Consider the following 21,960-nt stretch of genomic DNA (forward strand, 5'->3'; position numbering starts at 1 on the left):
CCACGGCGAGTATGGTCGGGCAGCATGACCGCCGACCAGCTGGAGAACGGGCTCACGCTGTCTGTGCTGGGTCTACTCGCCATCATCGCGTGCATCGTGATCGTCCCGCACGCTCGGTTGGCACTCGCCCTGTTCATCGGCGGAATCGCCTTCGCGCCGGTGTGGCTGGGCGCGAACCTGTCGGGGCTAGTCACCATTCACACCGCGTTAGCGGCACTGGCACTTGTCTCGCTCGTTGTGGACGCGTACCGCACGAGATCCCGCGCCGCCCCAGACCCACGCCCCCTGCGTCAGGCAGGGCTGCACTCGTTCGATATTGTCTTTATGCTGCTGGCAGCCCTCACCGTCGCATCGAATCTGGTCGGAGGGGTCGACCGGGGGCAGGTTTATCTCGTCGCAACGTGGGGCCTCATGTACGCGTTGGGCCGTGCGGCCATGCTCCGGGTCGGCCTCGTCTGGATCGCTGGGGCTCTCACGGCCGTCATGACGGTGGTTGCCGTTTTTGCCATAATCGAATGGGTGACCTCATGGAATCCGTGGCTTGAGTTCACGGGCAACTCTTCCAGCGCGTTCAGGGTGTGGGGCCCGCAGCAGTTTCGCGGCAGTCAGGTGCGGGCCGAGGCGTCCTTCGGCCATTCGATTGCCCTTGGCTGCAGTCTCGCAATCACTCTGGTTCTCACGATCATCGCGCGCATGCGCAATGCGGCCAAATTGATAGTAATTGGACTGCTGACTGTCGCTCTTATTCTGACGTTCAGTCGGACTGCCTACATCACCGCGGGCCTGGGGGTCGTCCTTCTGCTGCTGTTCACGGGCAGGAACCTTTCCAGCAGGATGCGCGCCGGGTTGTCAGCAATCCTGGTGGCCGGCGCCACGTTGGGCCTGATAATCACAACCTCCGCGTTCGCCGAGAATGAGGATGCATCCTCGGATGCGGCCTTCTACCGACTCTGGCTGTGGGACCTTGTGCCAGGACTGAGAGCCCTTGGCGCCTCCAGCCTGCTCTACCGCACCACTGACGGCACGTCGACGGTGGGATCGTTCGCGTCCATCGACAGCGCTGTCCTGCTCTACGCACTCACCAACGGCTGGGTCCCTGCCGCCGTCCTCTGCATTGCGTTGCTCATTGCGACAGTCCGCTTGGTGCTCAGAGGCGGCGATCCCGCCCTCGTGGCCTTGGTCGCACAGATCCCGGCGTTCTTCACCGTTGCTCTGATCACCCAGTACGCCCACCTTGTGTGGTTCGTCGCCGGCATGGCCGTGACCGGCATCACCCAGGCGGCCCCCAATGACTTGGGCACAAGTCTCAGACCGTCCGCCAGCCGACGACACCCGTCTCTAGTGGCGTAGTTTGGTCATCATGTTTCGCTTGTCGCTCAAGGATGTTTGGCGCTCCTGGCCCTGGGCCGCGGGCGGCTTTGCATTAGGCGCCGTCGTCGCGTACGTCCTGTCGCAGCTCGTCACGCCCATGTATCAGTCGACAGCGGTGCTCTACTACGCGTTGAGCTTCGGCAACACGGCGGGTGATCTGGCACAGGGTTCCACCTACACGGAGAGCCAGATGCTGTCCTTTGGCGAATTGGCAACGTCCCAACTGGTGCTCGACCCCGTGATCAAGAGCGAGCAACTCCCCATTACCAGCCACGAACTCGCCAATCAAATCTCAGTGGCAACTCCGCGGGGGACGATGATCATGCAGATCACGGCGGCGTCTGCCGACCCTGAGATGGCTGCCAGAATCGCCAATGCGGTGGCGGTCGAACAGAAGCAGGCTGTCGAGTCGATTGCCCCCCGGAAGAGCGACGGAGATTCGACGGTCACGGTACGCATCATCCAACAGGCCTTTGTCGCCGAATTCGCTTCGAGCCCTAACACGAAGCTCAACATGGTTCTGGGAGCGTTGGCCGGCACATTACTCTTCGGGGGCGGCGCCGTCCTGGCCCGCTACCTCGATAAGCGCATCAAGTCGGCCGAGGACATTGCCAAGGTCACGGACACCCCATTCCTTGGAACCATCCGCCAGATCCCGGAGGACTCCACGAACGCACTCATCGTTGCCGAGAACCCGAGGAGTCCTGTTGCGGAGGACTTCCGCCAGCTGCGCGCCAACCTGCGATACGCGACCATGTTCCGCTACCCCGTGCGACTGGTGGTGTCCTCATCGGTCTCCGGCGAGGGGAAGTCTACGGTTGCCATCAATCTGGCCGTCGCGTTGGCCGAGAGCGGCCAGACGGTGCTACTGATCGACGCCGACCTTCGGCGTCCACAGATCGCCGCATACACCTCGGTCGAAGGAGCCGTCGGACTGACCGACGTGCTGGTCGGCGAGCAACCACTATCGGAAGCGATCCAACCCCTGGGCGACACGGGAGTGCAGGTTCTCACGTCCGGCCCCATCCCGCCCAACCCCGGGGAGCTGTTGGGATCCAGGTCGATGTCGGAACTTCTGCAGCTCGCCTCCAACAAGTTCAACGTGGTGATCATCGACACCGCGCCAGTGCTGGCGGTGGCGGACGCAGCGATCCTTGCCCACAAGGGTGACGGCCTTCTGCTCGTTACCCGAAACCGGAAGACCACGACTACTGCCTTGACCAAGTGCCAAGCCAAGCTCGAAAGCGCCGGGGTGGACGTGATGGGCGTCGTGCTCAACGCCGACCGCCTGACGAGAGACAAGAACCTCAAGTACTACGAGTACACACCGAAGGAGCCGAGCCCGGCGCGAGTGGCGACCCTGTCGGCGTCCACGCCCAAGGACCCGGCCAGCAGGACCGATGGGTCCGAGAACGGTGACGCCTCTGCCGAGGCGACGAGCAGAACCGAGCCCACCACCTCGCCGAAGGCTTGACGATCGCGGGTGATGTCGTGCGATCGAGCCTGAGGGAGGCTGATGGAACAGGTCGGGAAGATCCTTGTGGTGTGCACGGCCAACGTGTGCCGCTCCGTCTACGCCTCGTCCATCCTGACTGGGGATCTGGGGCGTCGTGTGGCGGTTACCAGCGCCGGCACTGACGCGGTTCCAGGAAGCGAGATGTGCAGCCTCGTGCGCGCTCTGATCGACACGGGCGGGTTGGCACGCCCGTCGCAATACGACGAAGGATCTCGACGTCTCGACTCTCGCGTTGTCGAAGACGCGGATCTCGTCATCACCTTCACCTCGAACCAGCGGGCCAAGGTTGCCCGGCAGGTGGCGTCTTCCCGGGCACGACTGTTCACTCTGCGTGAAGCGGTGGCCTTGGTGGAGGTCACCGGCGACAGACGCGCCTCGGACTCACTCTCGACCTGGGTCGGGCGATTGAACGCGCGGCGCCCGGTACTCGCTCGAACCAGAGCAGCGGAGTCGGTCTTCCACTGGTGGTGGCCCGTCCGTCCACGTCAACGAGACGACTCCCCGCGTTGGGATCTGGCGGACGCACACTCCGCTTCCGACGATCGACACCGCACCTTGCTACAGGAGGTCTCCAGGTACGCTCATCGACTGGCTTCAGCGATCGGAGGTGAGCAATGACCGATGAGTCCACCATCGATGACCAGATCCGTCGAGTCGTGGAGGCCGGAAACTGTTCCGGCTGTGGCGCCTGCGTCCTCTTGGACGCCGGGTTGTCGATGCGCCTGGATGATGCCGGCTTTGCTCGCCCCCAGCGGGTATCCCGCCAATCCGCGTCAGTGTTCAACCCCGCCTTCAACCGCGTGTGCCCGGGGGCCCGGGTGGAGGCACAGACTCCTGTCGGCTCTACGAGGCACGCCACCATGGGCTCCTTCGTCGAAGCACATCAGGGTTGGTCCATCGACGGCGAGTTCAGGCATATGGGAAGCAGTGGTGGGGTGCTGTCCGCACTGGCTAGTTGGTTGATCTCCAGCGGTCGCGTCGCAACCGTTGTCGGGGCGGCCGCTGACGTTGGAATACCGACTCGCACCGTCAGCGTGGAGATCAAGACGCGCCGGGACGCACTCGAGGCCGCCGGTTCGCGGTATGGCCCGGTCGCCAACGCGACCCTGGCCCGCATCGGCGATGAGAACTCGGCTTTCATCGGTAAGCCGTGCGAGGTCAGCGCCGTCCGGGCTCTCGCACGGACCCGTGGAGCCGAACCTCCCCTGCTGCTCTCGTTCTACTGTGCGGGCACCCCGAGTCAATCGGCTACGGACGACCTGGTGCGAGACTTGGCCGAGGGGCAGGACGTTCGAGCGATGTGGTACCGCGGTCGCGGCTGGCCGGGTTACTTCACGGTGGTGCGCGAGGACGGCACTGAAGGCGCTCTCAGCTACGACGAGTCCTGGGGGAAGGCGCTGGGTCCCTCAGCGCAATGGCGATGCAAGCTGTGCGTCGACGGCATCGGGGAGTCAGCGGACCTGGTCGCCGCGGACTATTGGCGAACCGACGATCGCGGGTACCCCCTGTTTGAGGAAGGTGAGGGAGTGAGCGCTATCCTCGCCCGGACGAAACGGGGGGCCGACATCCTCGCAGACGCGGTTGCCGACGGGATCCTGCATGTAGAGCCCCTCGACGTGGACGATCTCGCGGCCGTACAGCCGTTTCAGGTAACCCGGCGCAGCACCTTGTGGGGGCGCCTGCTGGGTGCGCGTCTGGCGGGGCGCGCCACACCGTCATATCGCGGATTCAAGCTCTGGCGATTCGCGCTTCGACAACCCTTACGGCAACTCCGCACGGCAAGGGGCACATTCCGAAGGCTTAAGGGTCCGGGCCGGTGAGCGATCAGTCGCAGTCACCCTCGGACCCTAACAACGGTCAGCAGCCTAGCCCCGGCCTCGGTCGGCGGGCTGTCGGCGGTGCGGCCGTGACGATGGCGGCCCAAGCCGCAAAGATCACCATCCAGATGGTGTCCGTCATCACGCTGGCGCGCCTTCTGACACCGCAGGATTACGGGCTCATTGCTATGGTGACGGCTCTCATCGGCGTAGCCGACACCTTTCGCGACTTCGGCCTCAGCTCAGCGGCTATTCAGGCGCCGACGTTGTCACGGGGACAGCAGGCCAACCTGTTCTGGGTGAACACCGGGTTGGGCGCCTCGTTGACCGCCCTTGCATGTCTGTGTGCGCCTCTCATCGCAGCCTTCTACGGCCGGACTGAGTTGACCGCCATAACCCTTGCAATGGCGTTTTCTTTTCTGATCAATGGAATGGCGACCCAATACCGCGCCGATCTGTATCGACGCATGCTGTTCAAGCGATTGGCGCTTGCAGACATTCTCGGGCCATTGACGGGCCTGTTGGCTGCCATCGGCGCTGCTTGGTACGGACTGAGTTTCTGGGCCTTGGTCATCCAGCAGTTGGTTGCCCTGGCCGTGGCATTGGCGGTCATGGTGATCACGGCCCGCTGGCTTCCGGGCGGGTGGGACCGGGCGGCCGGTGTGCGCTCGTTCATAAGCTTCGGCTGGCGGCTCGCCGGCTCGCAACTCGTCACCTACCTCGGCAACAACATAGACACCATCATGCTCGGCCTCCGCGTGTCAGCCGCGCAGTTGGGGGTGTACAACCGTTCGTACCAGTTGATCGCTGTGCCCATGTCGCAGATTAGGGGGCCGCTGAGTACCGTCGCCATTCCAGTTCTGGCCCGCGTACAGGACGAGCAGGATCGTTTCCACAGATACGTCGCGATGGGCCAGATGGTTCTCGGGTACACCCTTGTCGTGGGCCTGGCAGTCGCAGCAGGAGCGGCTGAGCCGTTGGTGGCCCTCCTGCTCGGCGCGCAGTGGGCGGAGGCTGTGCCGCTGCTTCGCCTTCTCGCCGTCGCCTCCGGTCTGCAATTGCTCTCGTTCGTCGGCTACTGGGTCTACGTGTCGAAGGGGCTCGTTGGCCACCTCCTGCAGTACTCATTCATCTCGACGGCGATTCGGATCGCCTTCGTAGTCTCCGGCTCCTTCTTCGGTGTCATCGGTGTCGCTTGGGCGATGGCCCTGTCTCCCCTCGTAGCGTGGCCCCTGTCGTTCTGGTGGCTCTCGAGACGTGCGAGCATCCCCATGCGAGCCCTGTGGCTCGGCGGCATCCGCATTGTCGCGTTCGCCTCAGCGATCGGGGGCTGTGCGGGACTCGTCGAATACTTGACATGGGGGCAGAACACCATTGTGCGCCTGGCGTTGATCCTGCTGGCAGCCGTGGCTACCTACCTCTTGCTGGCTCTCATTCCGCTGTTCCGGCGCGACCTGTCCGCTGCCCTGGGGATGGTGAGGCAGAACCTTCGACGCGGTCGGAAAGAGGGCTGAGCGCTCAGCCACTCGCCGGACCTGCACCAACTGCCAGGGCCTCCCGGCTAGACTGCGCGTGCTATGAATGGCGCGGGGATTGTGTTGTGGGCGCAGGAGCGGACGGCGAATCTAGGAGTTGCAGCTCTGGCCGCGGGCACCCGACGCTTGGGCAACTCGGCCTGGCCGGACATGACCTTGACGACTCAGTACTTCGCCGATGGGACAGCGCCCGCGACCATCGCGTCTCCCAAGCTTCTACTGAAGGATCTCGTCCTGGACAACGTGGGGCTCAGACGTTGGCTTCGCCAGCACGCGGTCGCTCTGGACACTCGCATGGGCGACTCGTTCGCCGACATCTACGGCCTGCATCGGCTGCGCAACTTGGTTGCCATGGGTGAGTTCGCGCGGCGCAGCGGCATTCCGCTGGTCCTCACGCCGCAGACGATTGGTCCGTTCAAAACGCGCCAGGGACGGCTTCTCGGAGCACTCTCGGTGCGCAGGGCCGACCTGGTGCTCTGCCGCGACCCCGTCTCTGCCGAAGTAGCGTCCGACTTGGGCTGCAAGAACCCGATCCTCGCCACCGATGTGGTGTTCGCACTTGACACGCCGCCGCCGCAGGGATCGTACGACGTGCTCGTGAACGTCTCGGGCCTTTTGTGGAACACCGACAGCCATGGTCCCTCCACCGATTACCGGTCCATAGTGCGAACCGTCGTCGACGCCCTTCGCCGTGCCGGCCGCGAGGTGACTTTGCTGGCGCATGTCCTGGATGCGCCGACCGTTGACAATGACGTGCCCGTGGTCAGGGCCCTGGGCAAGGAGTGGAACCTGCAGGTTGCGATCCCCAGCGGACTGGATCAGGTACGGAGCATACTGGGCGGCGCTCAACTGTTGATCGGGTCCAGGATGCACGCATGCCTCAACAGCCTCTCGGTCGGAACCCCGGCGATCGCCCTGGCCTACTCCAGGAAGTTCGCTCCCCTGCTTACACAGTTGAAGTGGCCAGGGGTCGTAGCGCTGTCCAGTCCCCAGGCAGCGGAGCAAGCCGTGGAGCTTGCGTTGCGCGGAGATTTGGCCGCGCTGGTGCCCAGGACGCGTCGTCTGGCCGACGAGGCGCTCGGAGCAGCCACTGCGGCCCTTCGGGATCTACCCCTACGGAAGAGCTAGGCCTTTCCGGAAAACTCTGCCGCCTGCGTCCCGCCCGCTACGGAAACATGCAACGTGACCGGATCTCGACGATCAGCCGCGATGAGAAACACCACCTGGGCCGTCGCCTGATCACCTGCTGCGATCACCTCGGGAAATGTGGTTGCCGGGGCACTGGTGGACTGGGCGGCTGCTCCGCCCTTTGAATCGGCCAGGGATACCTCGAGCGCTGCGGATCGGTAGTCTGCCGATGTCTCGTTGTGCAACTGCAGCGTGAATACCAATGCAGGGCCCGATCCCTCACCGGGCACCGTGGTCGTTACCTTGGTGGATGCCACCCCTGTCACGCTCACCGCGATCCCCGCCAGGTTCGCCTCCCCCTTCAAGCCCGCTCGGACCGGCGCAGGAGGCGTGACTGCAGTCGCCGTCTCCGTGACCGATCCTGGAGTCGGAGGCGCGCCGATCGGGCCAGGCGAACTCGAGCTCGTGCAACCCGCTGCTCCCACAGCCAGCACCAGCGTGGCTGCAAACGACATGCTCAGTCGTGCACAGCCACGCCAGGTGTAGGTCACACTTCCTCCGCTTCGAAGCTTACGACAGTCACCACGATCGGGGTGTTGGTCATCGCGCCGCCAGTGTATGCCTTCAGGCCCACCGCGCCCGCGCCCTGCAGGCTGGAGGTGCTGTCCGTTGTGGTCACTTGGGCATCCGACGGCTCCGCTTCGCCGGACTTCCAGACCTTCGCCGCCAGCTGTGAGGTGCCGGTGCCGGTCACGTCCAGCCGAACGTTGACCGACTGGTTCGCTGTGAGGCCGAAAGTCGCCAAGGTGGTGGAGCGCAGGACGGTTTCCGTGCCGTTGACGACCTTGGACAGGTACAACTGAACGGACCCATTCGTGTTGACTCGGACGGCGGCCATGTAGTAACTGGATGTGCCGTCTACGCGAGCCAGCACCTGGTGGCTGTAGGCGCCACCAGCGGGCGTCTTGTTCAGAGCGAAATCAGTCACGATGGACACGTCGCGCACCTGCACATCCGCAAGCCGAGCCAGCGGTCCTCGACCCGCGCCGGGAATCGAGATCACTCCATGGTCACCGTCAGCCGAGAACATCGAGTTCGCGTTGGTGGTCCACTGACCGCCTTCTTCGGCCTGACCCCACCCATTGGTCTCGGTGCGATCGAAGGAGTCGCTAGCGGCCTTCGGGAGGGCCGGCGCAGTAACACTCACGGACTTGGTCGTGGAGTCCTTGAGGCCCTCGGCGTCGGTAACTGTCAGCTTGACCGTGTACGTTCCAGCCTCGCTGTAGGTGTGCGTGACAGTTCGCCCCGCCCCGTCATGACCATCGCCGAACTCCCACGCGTAGCTGAGACCTGGTGCGTCGTCCTGCGAACCGGAGGCGTCGAGCGACACGGTGAGGTCAGAAGTGTCGGCCTCAAACGCCGCACTGGGAGCCGCGTTCTCGGTCACCGTGACCGTCTTGGTGATCGAGTTGGTCAACCCGCGGCCGTCAGCGACGGTCAACGTGACCTGGTAGTCCCCCGGTTCATCGAAGGTGTGCGAGACCGTCTTGCCCGTCGCGGATTCACCGTCGATGTCCCAGGTGTAGGTCTCGACCTTCACGTCATCGGAGGATTCGCCGGCGTCGAGAGACACCTTCAAACCATCGGTCGACGCGGCGAACTTGGCCACGGGCGCGTGGTTGACCACAGTCACGGTCTTCTCGACAGTCGTGGCGACACCGAACTCGTCGGTCACCGTCAGGGTGACGAGGTAGTCTCCGTCATCGCTGTAGGCGTGGGTTGCCGTACGTCCGGTCGCAGTTGCGCCATCTCCGAAGGTCCAGGCGTAACTGGCGATCTCGCCATCATCGCTGGACTCGCTGGCATCGACGGACAGAGTCCATTCCTGAGTCTCGGAACTGAACTTGGCGAGCGGTGCCGCGTTCGCCACCTCGACGGTCTTGGTGGAGGTCGAGGTCACTCCGCGGTCGTCCGTCACCGTGAGCTTGACGACGAAACTTCCGTCCCGATCGTAGGTGTGGGTCGCCGTCTTGCCATTGCCCGTGGCGCCGTCACCGTAGTCCCAGGCGTAGCTCGTGATGGATCCGTCGTCAGTCGACGCGCCCGCGTCGACAGACAGGTTCCAGCTGTTGGACTCGGCCGCGAACTTCGCCACCGGTGCCTGGTTCTCCAGGGCGCCGTCGGTATAGGGCTGGGCCTGGAAGTCGTCGACGCTTACCTGGGTCGGCAGGCTTGTGGTCGATCCGCTGGTGTAGAACCGCAGGCCGATGGCTCCAGCAGTCTGCAGGCTTGCAGTCGAGTCAGTGGCAGTGACGTTTGCGGCAGCCGGCTCGGAGCCGGAAGTCGCCCAGACCTTGCCCTCCAACTGTGTGGGGGAGTCGCCATGCACATCGAAACGGATCCGTAGCCGGTCACCGCCGGAGTAGGTGAGACCAGCGACGGTGACTGACTTCAGCTGGGTTTCGACACCTGCGGCAACCCGCGAGATGTAGAGACGAACGCTCCCGTTAGTCTCCATCCGCGCCGTCAGCATGTAGTAGCTCGTGCCGTTGATGCGGGCCTTCACTCCGTGCATGTACGCACCGCCCGCTGCACGCTGAGCGAGCGAGAAGTCGGTGACGATCGTGACGTCCTTGGTGGAAACGCCCTCCAAGGTGGCAACCGGCCCGGATCCCGCCCGCGCCACACTGACCTGACCCATCGACCCGTCGGTGGCGAAGAATGAAGCCCCGGAATCGGTCCAGGAGCCCCCGATGTCGGCGGTTCCCCACCGGCTACCGGTGCGGTTGAACGAATCCTTCGCCACCACGGTCACCGCAGGTGCATCGACGGTCACCTGCCTGGTGACGCTGTCGGTCGCACCCTCGTTATCGGTCACGACCAGCGTGACCGTGTAGGTGCCGCCGGCGGTGTAGCTGTGCTCGGCGGTGGCACCGGTTGCGGTTCCGCCGTCCCCGAAGCTCCAGCTGTACGACACGATCGAGCCATCCACGTCGGTGGAGTTGGAACCATCGACCTGAACACTGTTCTGGTTCGTCGCCGGTTCGTCGATCACGGCAGTGGGCTTCTTGTTCGGGGCCGCCACGGTCACCGACACCGAGGCGGCATTGGTTGCCCCCTTGTTGTCGGTCACCGTCAACGTGACCGTGTACGTGCCTCCCTCGGCGTAGGTGTGCGAAACCGTGGCGTCGTCGCCGCTCACCTCAGGAGTGTCGTCGCCGAAGTTCCAGGTGTAGTCAGCGATGGAGCCATCCTCGTCAGCCGAGCTGCTTCCGTCGACGTCCACGGTCAGTCCATCGATCGACGGATCGTCGATGGCGGCGACCGGAGCCTTGTTGGGCAGCGTCACCTCGACGTTCTTCTCAACCGTCGTTGAGACACCGCGGTTGTCCGTCACAATCAAGGTCACCTGGAAGGTGCCGCCGGCGGCGTACTCGTGGCTCACAGACGCACCGTTGGCCGGCGAGGAACCATCCCCGAAGTCCCAGCTCAGGTTGTCGACAGTTCCGTCAGGATCGCTGGCCGTAGAGGTGAAGGAGCACGCCCCCCCGGTGCAGGTCGACTCGAAATCGGCCACCGGAGCTGCATTGTAAGCGACGGAAGCCGCGTAGTGGGCCGCGACGCGTTCGGCGGACAGCACCTCGGCGTAGACGGCCGTCTCGTCGATCTCGCCGCTGAACTGGCCGTTACCGGCCCAGGAAGAGTCGGAGCCCACGCGCCAGTAGCCGCTGTAGGGGTCGGTCACAGCATCGGTGCTCGAGGCTTGGAGAGCGCCGTCCACGTACAGCGACATGCCCTCCGCGCCCAGGGTGGCTACAACGTAGTGCCATTGCCCGTCGTTGTAGCTGTTCGGCGACGTGATGGTGTGCTTAGTTGTGGCGTCGGCGCCGAAGGCAACGCGGCCGGACTCATCCACGAACACCATTCGATCTGTGACGGTAGACGTCCCCGTGTTGGAGTTTCCGAAGCCGATGATGCGCTGACCCGTCCCCGTCGTCTTGAACCAGCTCTCGACAGAGAAGGTTGTGGGTCCATCAAACATCTCGTTTGACGCGACGTACTGGTCGCCGTCCAAGGTCAGTGCGTGCCCGCCGACGGTGACCGCCGACGCAGCGCCGAAGGTGGCGCCCGCCGCCGTACCGTCGTAGACATTCCGAGTCGTGTCATGGGCCGTGCTGCCCTGGCCTTCATCGAATCGCCAGAACAACTGTGGGCTGTCCGCGGTGACCGCCTGTCCGTACTCGTCAGACGGCGCAGCCGACGCAGCCCGAACGCCGATCGATCGGGTGGTCGTGACCGACGAGCCAAGGTCATCGGTGACGGTCAACGAGACGACGTAGGTACCGGCGCCCGCGTAGGTGTGAGTGGGAGAGACGGTGGTCGCCGTGTGGCCGTCGCCGAAGTCCCAGGCGTAGGCAGCGACGGAACCGTCTGGATCGTGCGAGGCGGACGCGTCGGCCGAGACGCTCAGGCCGTTCTTGGCCAGGCTGAACGTGGACACCGGAGGCTGGTTCTCGAACACGCCGGACGCACGGTAGTGGCTGCGCACAGTCGCAGCGGACAGCACGTGGTCGTAGATCGCAGCCTCATCAATCTGGCCGCTGAACGCACCCGAACCGGACCATGTGTTGTCGGTGCCGACCCGCCAGTACCCGTCGTAGGCGTCACTCACGTTGTGCGCGTTGGTGCCGATCAACTCGCCGTCGACGTACAGGGCCATACCCGCGCTGCCGAAGGTGGCGACAACCTGGTGCCACGCGCCGTCGTTGAAGCTCTTGTCAGTGGTGATGGTGTATTCCTGACCGTTCCAGATACCGAATACGACCCGCCCGCTCGTGTCCAGGTACACGTGCTTGTCGTAGTTGGTCGAACGACCCTCGGCCGTGTTGCCGAATCCGATGATCCGTGCACCGGTAGACGTGGTGTTGAACCAGGACTCCGCGCTGAAGGTCGTCGGGTTGGTGAACAGCTCCTGCGAGGTGACATATCCGTCGCTGAAGCTGGCCGCCTTGTCGTCGGTGACGACCTGCGAGTCCGCCCCGAGCGTGTAGCCGCCGCGGTAGGTGCCGTCATGAATACTCGTCGAGTAGTCCGTGGCGGTCGTGCCGGCCGACTCGTTCAGCCGCCAGTAGAGCACTGGGTCGTCGGCGTGCACCGCCTGGCCATAGGGGTCGGTCGGGGCAGGCTGTTGCTGCTTCACGACCACCGTCTTGGTGACAACCGTCTGGGCGCCCAGGTCGTCGGTTGCGGTCAGGGTGATGGTGTAGGTCCCCACGGCTGCGTAGGTGTGGCTGACGGAAGTCTCCGTCGACACATCACTTCCGTCACCGAAGTCCCACTGGACGCCGGCGATGGACCCGTCCGGATCGGCCACGTCGGCGGAGAGGTCACACGCACCGAGAATGGTGCAGGATCCCTCGATGGACGCCGTCGGGTGCACGTTGTGCCAGGCACCCGAGGCCTTGAAGTGAGCCATGACGCGCGAAGCGTCGAGGACCCTCGGATACACAGCGACCTCGTCGATGGCGCCGGAGAAGTAGCGGTTCCCGCTCCACGTGCTATCACCGCCGACTCGCCAGTAGCCCGTGTAGGACTGCGACTGGGTATTGGCGCCGCTGGCAACGAGAATGCCGTCGACGAAGAGTTGCATCCCGTTGGCGCCGATGGATCCGACGACCTGGTGCCACGCACCGTCGTTGTAGGAGTTGGCCGAGGTGATGATGTTGGTGGCCCCGTTGTAGGTGCCGAAGTTCAACTTGCCGTCGCTGGTCATGTAGATGTGCCGGTCATAGCTGCTGCTGGTGCCGGTGGCGCTGTTTCCGAAGCCGACGATCTTGCCGCCGGACGTGGTGGTCGTCTGGAACCACGCCTCCACCGAGAAGACCGTTGGGTTGACGAAGCTCGCATTGGACGAGACGAGGCTGTCGCTGCCGTTGAACCCCGCAGCCGCGTCGGACGCAACGACGTCCGAGGCCACTCCACGGGTGACGGTGGTGCGATAGGTACCGTCAACGCCCATGCCATTCGCGTCGGCGGCGGTGTTGTTCCCGCTCGCCTCATTCAACCGCCAGTAGAGGGTCGGGTCGTCCTGCACGACGGACGCGCCGTAGGCGTCCGTGGGCGTCGGCGGCACGTTGATCGTCCGCCCGCTCTTGGTGTAGTGGTCGCGGATCTGCGCCTTCGAAAGGGCCGTCGGGTAGATGGCAACGTCATCGATGGTGCCGTTGAAGTAATTCGACGACCCCGCGTTGGGCCAGCTGCTGGCGGTGTCACCGCCGATGCGCCAGTAACCGGTGTAGCTCTGGCCGTAGGTGACGCTGGGGTCCTCCCCCACCTTCATGCCGTCGACCCACAGGGTCATGCCGTTCTCGGACAGGGTGCTGACAACGTGATGCCACTGTCCATCGTTGTAGGCCTTGGCGGACGTCACGGTCTTGACGGCGCCGGGGTACACACCGAAGGTGAGCCGCCCCGTGTTGGACATGTAGATGTGCCGGTCGTAGCTACCACTGTTTCCGGAAGCGGCATTTCCGAGGCCCAGCAGCTTGCCACCGGACGTGGTCGTGGTCTTGAACCAGAGTTCCTGACTGAAGGTGTCCGGGCCGGTGACAGTGGACCCGCTCACTGCGCGGCCCGTGCTGCCCCCGCTGAACCCCGCCGCCGTGTCAGCGGAACCGATGATGGCACCCTCCGCGCCAAGGGTGACCCCGGCCGCAGTCGTGGCATCGTTGCCGCCGGCCCAGTCCACCACACTCGCCGAGCCGGCTGTGTCGCTGAAACGCCAGTAGTTCTCGGCCCCATCGGAGAAGACCTGATCGGAGTAGCTGCTCGAGGGCGGAACGTTCGTGCCCGCAACGATGCTGACGTCCGAGCTCCATCGACGGTTTCCGTCAGGATCGGTGAACCGGACCCGATAGGTATAGGTCTGGCCCGCCGTCATCCCTGTGTCGATGAAGCTCAGCATCGGGCGTGTCCAGAAGTTCGACTCCCCGGTGAAGCTGTGCACAGGGGTCGTCGTGCCCTTGTCCAGCCTGAAGATGTCGGTCGTCAGCGTGCGATTGTCGCGGTCCCATTGGGACTTCACCGTCACGCGGGTGGCGGTCTCACTGATGTTGCGCACGCTGGGCACCATCTCGGCACCGGGCGCCGCAGGGACGGAGGTCAGCGAGCCCGAGATGTTTCGAGTGCCGAAACGCACCAGGCCCTGCTGTGCGATGCCGTTCACCTTCAAGAACTCGCCACCGACAACCAGGAAGTCACCGGAGGCCTCAGTGCTCCAACCGGCCTGCTGGGAGCCGCTACCGCCATTGGCAGTGCCGGGCTGCCACGTGGGGAACCAGTTGACATACGAGCCGGAGGGCTGACCCGGGAAGTTGGACTGCACCTGCCCCGTGACCTCGTCGGTCACGGCATCGCTGTGCTGGTACCAGCGAGGACTCGTCTCCTGGAAACCGCCGATGGCGTCGCAGTGATGGTGGTGGCTGACGGTGTAGATGAGCCCCTTGAACGGAACGGCGTCGTAGGTGTCGCCTCGGCACTCCATGAGGTTCTCGATCTGACCCGAGTAGGCATCCATCTTGACCATGCCCTCGAAGTTGCCCATGTAGTAGGACCACCCGGTCGCGTAGACCTTGTCATTGACGATCCGGATCGAGGTGACGGCAGCGCCATAGCCGGGCTGCGTCGGGTTCATTGCGCTGTTATTGATCACCGTGTTGGCAGCGAATGCGTACAGGTCGCCCGTCGACGCGTCGAGGCTCGCCAGACTGGGTGCAGTCTGGCCGTTGATGGTCGCGAAACTGCCGGAGACGATGACACGGTCCTGCGCGGAGGTCAGCCCGAGGGAGGTAACGGTGTTGTCGGCGACCGGCGCCCAAGCCAAGGTGGCACCGTTCGACACCGAGACCGCACCCAGCTTGCTGCGGGTCACGCCGTTGATCGAAGCGAACCAGCCGCCGATGTAGACGGCGTTGTTACCGACTGCCATCCCGAAGACGTCGGAACCCACGTTGGGTGCGAAGCTGGAGACCAGAGAGCCGTCGCTGGTATTGAATGCGGCCAGCCGGTTGCGGCTCTGCCCGTTCACGCTGGTGAACGAACCACCGATGTAGATCCGGGTGCCGTCGGGGGACGCCTTGATCACCCGGATGCGGCCGTTGACCGAAGGTGCCCACGACGTCATGACACCCGTGGTGAGGTTGTATGACATCAGGTTCTGGCGCGGGGACTCGCTGGTACCGAGGGCGGCCCCCGCGGGACGTGCACTGGTGAACTCGCCGGCCACGTACACCGTGTTGCCCACAATCTCCTGATCCCAGGCGATGCCGTTGATCTGCGCCGTGGGCAACGGCGCGGCGGTCACCCCGGTTGACGGATTGTCGACGAGAGGCGGCGTCGTCGAGTCGGTCGTCGCAGCGGCGGCCTCGGTGGCCGGAACCACGAAACCCAACGCTGTGACGCTAATCAGGATGCTGACGACCACGCTGACAGTGCGCGTGAGAGTGTGTTTGAACAAGGCGCCGGGCCCTTCCCCCAAGTACGGCCGGTCCTCCCAGACGGCCGACTCTCCCCCCAGAGAGCGCTACAGTGTTTCACACGCGGGGACGGGAGCACAATTCGATCTCGTAACCTGGAAGCGAAGAGGGCGACGAGAATCTCGTCGCCCTCTTCCCGCCCTTGTGAAGCGGGCAATCCGGCTCTCGCCGGTGACGCTCAGCTCAGTGCCAGATTGTCCAGTTTGAGCACGATGGGCGCGTTGGTCATGCTGGATGATGCGTAGGCTGAAAGCCCTACGTAGCCTGCGTCCTGCAACTGCGACTGGCTGTCCGTCGCCGACACCTGCCAAGCAGCGGGCTGGGGCTGGTCGCTCTGCCACGCCTTTGCCTGCAATGAGGTGCCCGAGCCGCCACCGACAACAGAGACGGAAACGTTGAGCAGCTTCCCTCCGGTGTAGGTGTAGCCAGAGAGGGTGCGTGTCGCAAGCAGGGTCTCGGTCGAGCCAACCACCTTGGCCAACCCCAGATTGACCGCCCCTCCCGTATTGAACATGACCTTGACCCGGTAGCGGCCATCAGTGCCCGAGCGCAGGCCGAGGTTCACATGCGCCTCAGCGCCTGGCGCCTTATCGAAGCCGACTTGGAAGCTCCCGCTCACGTCCTTCATCGAGACGGACTTGAGATCGGCTGTACGCGTGCTTCCCTTGCCCAAACTGAGTAGCCCGACTCCTCCAGAAGCCGAAAAGCCGCTGCCCTGGACGGACCATGCTCCGCCCTTGGCCGCTGAACCCCAGCCCGAGCTGGCTGCCTGATCGAAGGTGGCCGTCACACCAGCGCCGTTGCTCGGCGTGGCGGTCGGCGCCGCCGTCGCCGTCGCAGTCGGAGTCGGAGTCGGAGTACCGGACGACGTCGACGCCGCACCATCGAGGGTGATGACTCCGCGGTTCGACTGGTAGACCTCGCTACCGAACAGGGCAGCGATGTCACTGGGCAGTGCCCGGCCGGAGCCTCGGGCGGTCCCCGCACTGCTGAAGTCACCGCTTCCGGGTGCGACCACGTAGGGGTTTGTGCTCGCGGTAGACTGCTGACCGTTGGACTCCATGCCCTTGTTGGACTGGAAGCTCGACAGCGTCGTGAACACCTGTGTGGTGGCGCCCGCCTTCTCGGTCCACGTCATCCAGTACTTGGGTCCACCCGTGGCCGGCGTGTGGTAGCTGTTGCTGGCCATCAGCGAGATCGCCTGGGTCGCTGTCGTGTTCCCTGAATAACTCAGGTTGCCTCCGTTGACTGCGAGTTGCCGCCCCGACCCGGCGTCGCCGCCCGACACGATGTTGTTGACGAACTCGACGCCAACCGTGTTGGCCCCGATGCGTGCCGCGGCGAAGCCACCCGTGTTGCTCGAGGGTGACCGGTCGTCGTCGTAGATGCCGACCGCTCGGTTGTTGTTGACGAGAGTGTTGTTGTACATCCTCACCCTGGCCGAGCCGGCGTATATGCCGTAGCCCCCGCCGTAGGCAGGACTGTTCCACCCGTTGTTGGTGATCAGGTTCGAAGCGATCAAGGCGGTATCGCTGATCTCGTAGATCAAGCCGTGTCGGTCATTGCCGTCGAACACGTTTCCGTAGGCCTTGAGGTTGTAACAACCGAGGTCGCACCACAGGCCGGAGCCTCGACCGCCGCCGTTCTTGCTGAAGCTGCTGTACCTGGCGACGATGCCGGCCGTTCCGGTGAACTTGACGCCCGCCGCACCGCACGAAGCGGTGCAGTTGACGCCGTATCGGTCGGAGTTGTTCGAGTCGAGTCGGGAGTACTCGATCAGAACGTTGTCCGCAGGAGTCTTCCCTCCCCCTCGCGCCGACCAGTTGCCGTCGTAGTTCATCCCATTTGCTCCATTGCTGCTGAGCAGGCTCCGCCGAAGGGTCAGTCCGGATGTCTGCCACGACTGAAGTGCGTTGCCTGCACTCTCAGTAATGGCGACGTTCTCGAGCAGGACATTCGATCCTGCGTTCAGCAGGACAGCGCCTGCGGTCGCGTTGTGCATCTGATTGCTCGCGTACCGGCGAAACCCGATGCCCTTGATGCTGAAACCGGTCGGCTTGTGCAGAGCCATGGCCTGAGCGAAGCGGGAGACCTCGACTGTGCTTCCCGACGGGTCGAACTTGATGTGCAGGACCCGATTGGCCCAGTCGTAATAGAAAGTGCTCGCCGAGGTCATCGCGGACAGGGACCCGACCTGCTTGAGTTGGGAACCGTTCCGGAACACCATTTGAGGGTCGCCCAGCGAGGCTCCCGACCCGATTGAGTCTGGGTAGCTGCAGGGTCCGCTACTGGTCTGCGACGTCGGGTTCCGGGTGTAGTACTGCTGGGCACAGAAGTCGGGAGTGGACCACGATACCTGATAGTGGTCGGAAGAGACCTTGGTCCACTGAGTGACCTGCTGGCTGCCGTCGAACCACGGCTTCTCACCGGGGTATGCCTGGATCGTCACACCCGAAGGGATGTTGGTGAAGTAGTAGGTGCCACCAGTGTTGTAGCCGGTGGCAGACGAAGCACCTTGGCGGTACACGCCACCGCGAACGACGATCGTGCCACCCGCCTTGACCGACTTCATGGCCTTCGCCAGGGACTGGAAGGGCGCGCCGAGGGTGCCGGGGTTCGAGTCGGAACCGTTGGTGGCGACGAACAAGGCACCGGACGGCACCGCGTAGTTGGTGCTGAGAGTTGCCGAAGGGGAATCGGGGAGCGAAGAGGGCGTCTTGAATGGGGCGGCGTCGCCGACTTGAGCCGTCACAGTGGCGAACGCGACACCCCCCAACGCCATCGTCAGCGCCGTGACTAGCACGGACAATGAACGGAATCGAATACGCATGGGTTGTCACTCCGGGGGGATAGCAGGGGAGGCACCCCACAGCGTTGCTCTGAGGTGCCGCTGCGACACTACCATTCCTAAGAGTATGAGAGAAATTTCTCAGGTTACACTTCGATATCGACCCGCCGTTGGCGCTTCAGAGCCAGGCGAAGGCCGGCAACCGTCCCACGCAGAGCGGCCCAGACACCCCCTGGCTGGGTCAGCAACTGACGTCGCCCACCGCGACGCCAGATGCGATAGGACTCGACGGGGGTGGTTGCAAGCCACCCGCCCCTTGCTTGGGGCGCGAGCGCGGCACAGAAGACGAGTCGATTCCGCGTGTTGTAGTAGTAGTAGAGGGATGACTTGCCTGACCCCTGCGTCGTGCCGTGGGTGCCACCTTCATCGTGTCCAACGCTCAGGTCGCGCCGTAACACGAGCTCCATGCCAAGGTCGGCGGCCCGGCGACTCAGATCAACGTCCTCCCAGTACAGGAAGTACTCGGGCGCGAAACCCTCGAGGGCAGCAAAGCACCCTCCGGAGAACGCGAGGCAGGCGCCGGACAGCCAGTTCTTCCACACTGGGTCCGCGTCCCCGTCGATCCAGCCGCTCCGGATGCGACCACGGCTCACATCAATGGTGGAGCCGGTGAAGAATGATGTCCCATCGGGTCTCAGTACTACGGGACTGATCAAAGCCAGGGGACGCTCCGCCGTGGCGCGACCAAGGTCAACGATGGTCGTCGCGGTGCAGACTGCGTCCGGATTCAGGGTCACGAACTCGCGATACCCGAGTTGAGCGGCGGCCAGTACGCCCGCATTCACTCCTTCGCCGAAACCCAGGTTGGCTGTAGGTTCTACCAGGAGCCAGCCGTTGGCGTCAGCTAGCTGCCGAGCGTTGGCCCTCTCGGCGCCCGATGACCAGTTGTCAACGACGACGACCTGCACCGCGTGGGCCGCCAGGTCGGAGGGCAGGTTCTCGGCGACCATGTCGCTGGACGCGAAGCTCACGATCACCAGGGCCACACCCTCGCGCTGTGGATGTGTCAGGGCAGCCTTCAGCGCCTCCGCGTAGTCGGGTCCTGACGTCGGGCCAAGCACAACAACCGTGCCCCTCTCTGGCGCCTGGTCGACGCGCGACAGCACCCTATCGCTGAGCGTCCGGGCATCGCCCGGCGAAGAGGCCCAAGGCACGCTGTAGTAAGGTCTGTGGGCCAGACGCCGCCTCAAAGGAAGCTACCGCTCGTGGAAGAGAACGGGTCCGCCGACAACCGACCGATAGTTGTCATGGAGTCGGCGCAGGCACTTCGACCCACCACCAACCCATACATCGTTCAGCTCGTGCGGTCACTTTGCTCCGAGCCGGGTATCGAGGTGGAGCTCTTCTCGTTCGGCCGCGCGATCTTCGGCCATTTTGACGTCTTCCACGTCCACTGGCCCGAAACCCTCATCACGGCCAACAACCCGGTCAAGCGATGGCGCCGACGTGTCCTCACCCTGCTGTTCGCTCTTCGCTTGTTGCTGTTCCGCAAGCCAGTGGTCCGCACCTGGCACAACCTCGACAGGCCCGAGGGGTTGAGTCGATTCGACTACTTTCTTCTCGACCTGTTCGATCGAGCCACGACTCTGCGCATCATCCTCAACCCGCTGTCGGAACTCCCCGACGACAAGGCCGCCGCTCTGATCCCGCATGGGCACTACCGTGACTGGTATCGCGCCGAGCCGAGTGATGAGGCGATTGCCGGAAGGGTCGGCTACGTAGGTTTGATTCGGCGCTACAAGGGGGTCGAGACCCTGTTGCAGGCCTTCCGAGGGCTTGCGGACGAACGGGCGTCCTTGCACGTCGCCGGCAAGCCGTCAAACCCGGAGTTGATTCAACAGCTGACCGACTTGGCGGCCGACGATCCGCGGATCTCCTTCGACCTGCACTTCCTGGACGATGAAGAGTTCACCGCCAACATCCGTCGGTCCTCCATCGTGGCGTTGCCGTACCACCACATGCACAACTCGGGCACGGTGCTGGCAGTGCTCTCGTTGGACCGCCCAGCTCTCGTTCCCGACAATCCAATGAATCGCTCGTTGGCCACGGAAGTGGGAGGTGGCTGGCTGTACTACTTCGAGGGTGAGTTGACCACTGAGGCGCTGAGTGAGGCGTTGCAGGCGGTGACTCAAACCCCACCGCAAGGCAGGCCCAACCTCGATGCGCGCGGGTGGCCGGAGTCTGGAAGGGCGCACGCCGACGCATTTCGTCGAGCCATCTCCCTTCGGCGGGCCGGCTAGCTAGCTAGTCGTCGGCGCGCTGGTACTCCAGCCGCTCATGCCCGACCAGTGCCTGAATCATTCCCCAGCCGCGCAACAGCGCCCGCGTCCCGCGCGCGTTCAGTTCGAGGGAACCGATCAACCGACCGGCGACGGCCTTGCCTCCACCTCCGACCACGCGCAGCAGGCCCCGAGCGAGAACATTCATCCGTGCGCCAAGCGCAGGCAGGCCAGGGGCCGCCACGTGCATTTTGGCGCGCGCTTCGGAGTTTCCCAGCCGCAGCGCTCTTTGCCTGACCCATTCGCGTGTCGCTCGTTCGGCTGGGATGACATCCCGGACCCGCGCCTCGTCACACCACACGATCCTTCCACCCGCAGCCGTCAGCTGGCGGGTGAAGACGCTGTCCTCTCCCCCGGAGAGGCCGAATCGCCGATCGAAGCGCAGGTTGTGCTCGGCCACGAATGAACGAAGCAGAAGCAGATTGTTCGTGGCTGCTACAGGAATCACCGTACCGGTGGCGTAACGCGGATGCTTGAAGAAGCGTCCGGCTACGATCCAGGGATCAAGGACGCCGTCGTACTCAGAGAACACAGGTCCCGAGACGGCCTGGGCACCGGTCGCCCGCTGAGTATCGAGAAGGTTGCTCAACCATCCCTCGAGCGGTCGCTCGTCGTCATCGATGAAGACGATGACGTCGCGGTCCTCCGTCTCGGCAAGCCCGCGATTCCTGGCGGCGGAAATGCCGGGCACCGGTTCATGGACGTAACGGATCGGCCCGCCGGAGAACTCGGCAACAGCCTCCCGAGCCGTCGGCTGCACATCGTTGTCCACTACCAGCACCTCTGCGTCGGCCAGGCCCCGAATCTCGTAGAAGAGCATCGGGACGATGCCCGCCAAGCCCTCCGGTCTCTTGTACGTGAGCACGATGATGGTCACGGATCGGGTCTCCATCAGGTCCTTCCAGCTCAATGGCGCGTCGTCGACGGATGAT

The 21,960-nt window shown here is 64.2% G+C and carries 12 protein-coding genes; 7 read left to right on the top strand and 5 right to left on the bottom strand.

Going from position 1 to position 21,960, the window contains the following annotated elements; all coding sequences use genetic code 11:
* The first annotated feature begins 24 nt into the window (after positions 1 to 24).
* The 6 genes from OIE40_RS12140 (at position 25) to OIE40_RS12160 (ending at position 7,367) form a co-directional block, all read left to right on the top strand.
* Entirely contained in the window at positions 25 to 1,350 is a 1,326-nt protein-coding gene (locus OIE40_RS12140; protein WP_264702611.1) for a hypothetical protein, read from the top strand.
* 19 nt (positions 1,351 to 1,369) lie between these two features.
* Positions 1,370 to 2,845, top strand: coding sequence for a tyrosine-protein kinase domain-containing protein (locus OIE40_RS12145; RefSeq protein ID WP_264702613.1), 1,476 nt, complete (start codon positions 1,370 to 1,372; stop codon positions 2,843 to 2,845).
* Between the two features lie 42 nt (positions 2,846 to 2,887).
* Positions 2,888 to 3,505: an arsenate reductase/protein-tyrosine-phosphatase family protein gene (locus tag OIE40_RS17045; RefSeq protein ID WP_413774493.1), complete on the top strand. Its 618-nt coding sequence runs from the start codon at positions 2,888 to 2,890 to the stop codon at positions 3,503 to 3,505.
* Positions 3,502 to 4,707, top strand: coding sequence for a Coenzyme F420 hydrogenase/dehydrogenase, beta subunit C-terminal domain (locus tag OIE40_RS12150; protein ID WP_264702615.1), 1,206 nt, complete (start codon positions 3,502 to 3,504; stop codon positions 4,705 to 4,707). The genes OIE40_RS17045 and OIE40_RS12150 overlap by 4 nt, the downstream gene beginning before the upstream one ends.
* Positions 4,704 to 6,218: a lipopolysaccharide biosynthesis protein gene (locus OIE40_RS12155; RefSeq protein ID WP_264702617.1), complete on the top strand. Its 1,515-nt coding sequence runs from the start codon at positions 4,704 to 4,706 to the stop codon at positions 6,216 to 6,218. The genes OIE40_RS12150 and OIE40_RS12155 overlap by 4 nt, the downstream gene beginning before the upstream one ends.
* A 315-nt stretch (positions 6,219 to 6,533) precedes the next feature.
* Positions 6,534 to 7,367: a polysaccharide pyruvyl transferase family protein gene (locus OIE40_RS12160; RefSeq protein WP_413774494.1), complete on the top strand. Its 834-nt coding sequence runs from the start codon at positions 6,534 to 6,536 to the stop codon at positions 7,365 to 7,367.
* Here OIE40_RS12160 and OIE40_RS12165 read toward each other — a convergent pair.
* The 4 genes from OIE40_RS12165 to OIE40_RS12180 form a co-directional block, all read right to left on the bottom strand.
* A complete protein-coding gene (locus OIE40_RS12165) occupies positions 7,364 to 7,684 on the bottom strand; it encodes a hypothetical protein (RefSeq protein WP_264702621.1) in 321 nt (106 codons plus the stop codon). The genes OIE40_RS12160 and OIE40_RS12165 overlap by 4 nt on opposite strands.
* A gap of 230 nt (positions 7,685 to 7,914) precedes the next feature.
* Positions 7,915 to 15,849: a PKD domain-containing protein gene (locus OIE40_RS12170; RefSeq protein WP_264702623.1), complete on the bottom strand. Its 7,935-nt coding sequence runs from the start codon at positions 15,847 to 15,849 to the stop codon at positions 7,915 to 7,917.
* A 230-nt stretch (positions 15,850 to 16,079) separates the two neighbouring features.
* Complete coding sequence (locus OIE40_RS12175; protein WP_264702625.1) at positions 16,080 to 18,731, bottom strand: right-handed parallel beta-helix repeat-containing protein; 2,652 nt, start codon at positions 18,729 to 18,731, stop codon at positions 16,080 to 16,082.
* Positions 18,732 to 18,835: 104 nt separating this feature from the next.
* A complete protein-coding gene (locus tag OIE40_RS12180) occupies positions 18,836 to 19,726 on the bottom strand; it encodes a glycosyltransferase family 2 protein (RefSeq protein ID WP_264702627.1) in 891 nt (296 codons plus the stop codon).
* Between the two features lie 270 nt (positions 19,727 to 19,996).
* On the opposite strand from OIE40_RS12180, the gene OIE40_RS12185 reads away from it, so the two are divergent.
* Entirely contained in the window at positions 19,997 to 20,989 is a 993-nt protein-coding gene (locus OIE40_RS12185; protein WP_264702628.1) for a glycosyltransferase, read from the top strand.
* Between the two features lie 4 nt (positions 20,990 to 20,993).
* Here OIE40_RS12185 and OIE40_RS12190 read toward each other — a convergent pair whose 3' ends face one another.
* Positions 20,994 to 21,905, bottom strand: a complete 912-nt coding sequence (locus OIE40_RS12190) for a glycosyltransferase family 2 protein (RefSeq protein ID WP_264702629.1) — start codon at positions 21,903 to 21,905, stop codon at positions 20,994 to 20,996.
* Positions 21,906 to 21,960 lie beyond the last annotated feature (55 nt).

The organism is Micropruina sonneratiae, assembly GCF_025972045.1.
Classification (GTDB): domain Bacteria; phylum Actinomycetota; class Actinomycetes; order Propionibacteriales; family Propionibacteriaceae; genus Micropruina; species Micropruina sonneratiae.

Bases quoted from the DNA above. Each gene is read 5' to 3' on its own strand.
- OIE40_RS12185 (WP_264702628.1), top strand. From the start codon at position 19,997: ATGGAGTCGGCGCAGGCACTTCGACCCACCACCAACCCATACATCGTT.
- OIE40_RS12150 (WP_264702615.1), top strand. From the start codon at position 3,502: ATGACCGATGAGTCCACCATCGATGACCAGATCCGTCGAGTCGTGGAG.
- OIE40_RS12160 (WP_413774494.1), top strand. From the start codon at position 6,534: ATGGGCGACTCGTTCGCCGACATCTACGGCCTGCATCGGCTGCGCAAC.
- OIE40_RS17045 (WP_413774493.1), top strand. From the start codon at position 2,888: ATGGAACAGGTCGGGAAGATCCTTGTGGTGTGCACGGCCAACGTGTGC.
- OIE40_RS12175 (WP_264702625.1), bottom strand. From the start codon at position 18,731: ATGCGTATTCGATTCCGTTCATTGTCCGTGCTAGTCACGGCGCTGACG.
- OIE40_RS12140 (WP_264702611.1), top strand. From the start codon at position 25: ATGACCGCCGACCAGCTGGAGAACGGGCTCACGCTGTCTGTGCTGGGT.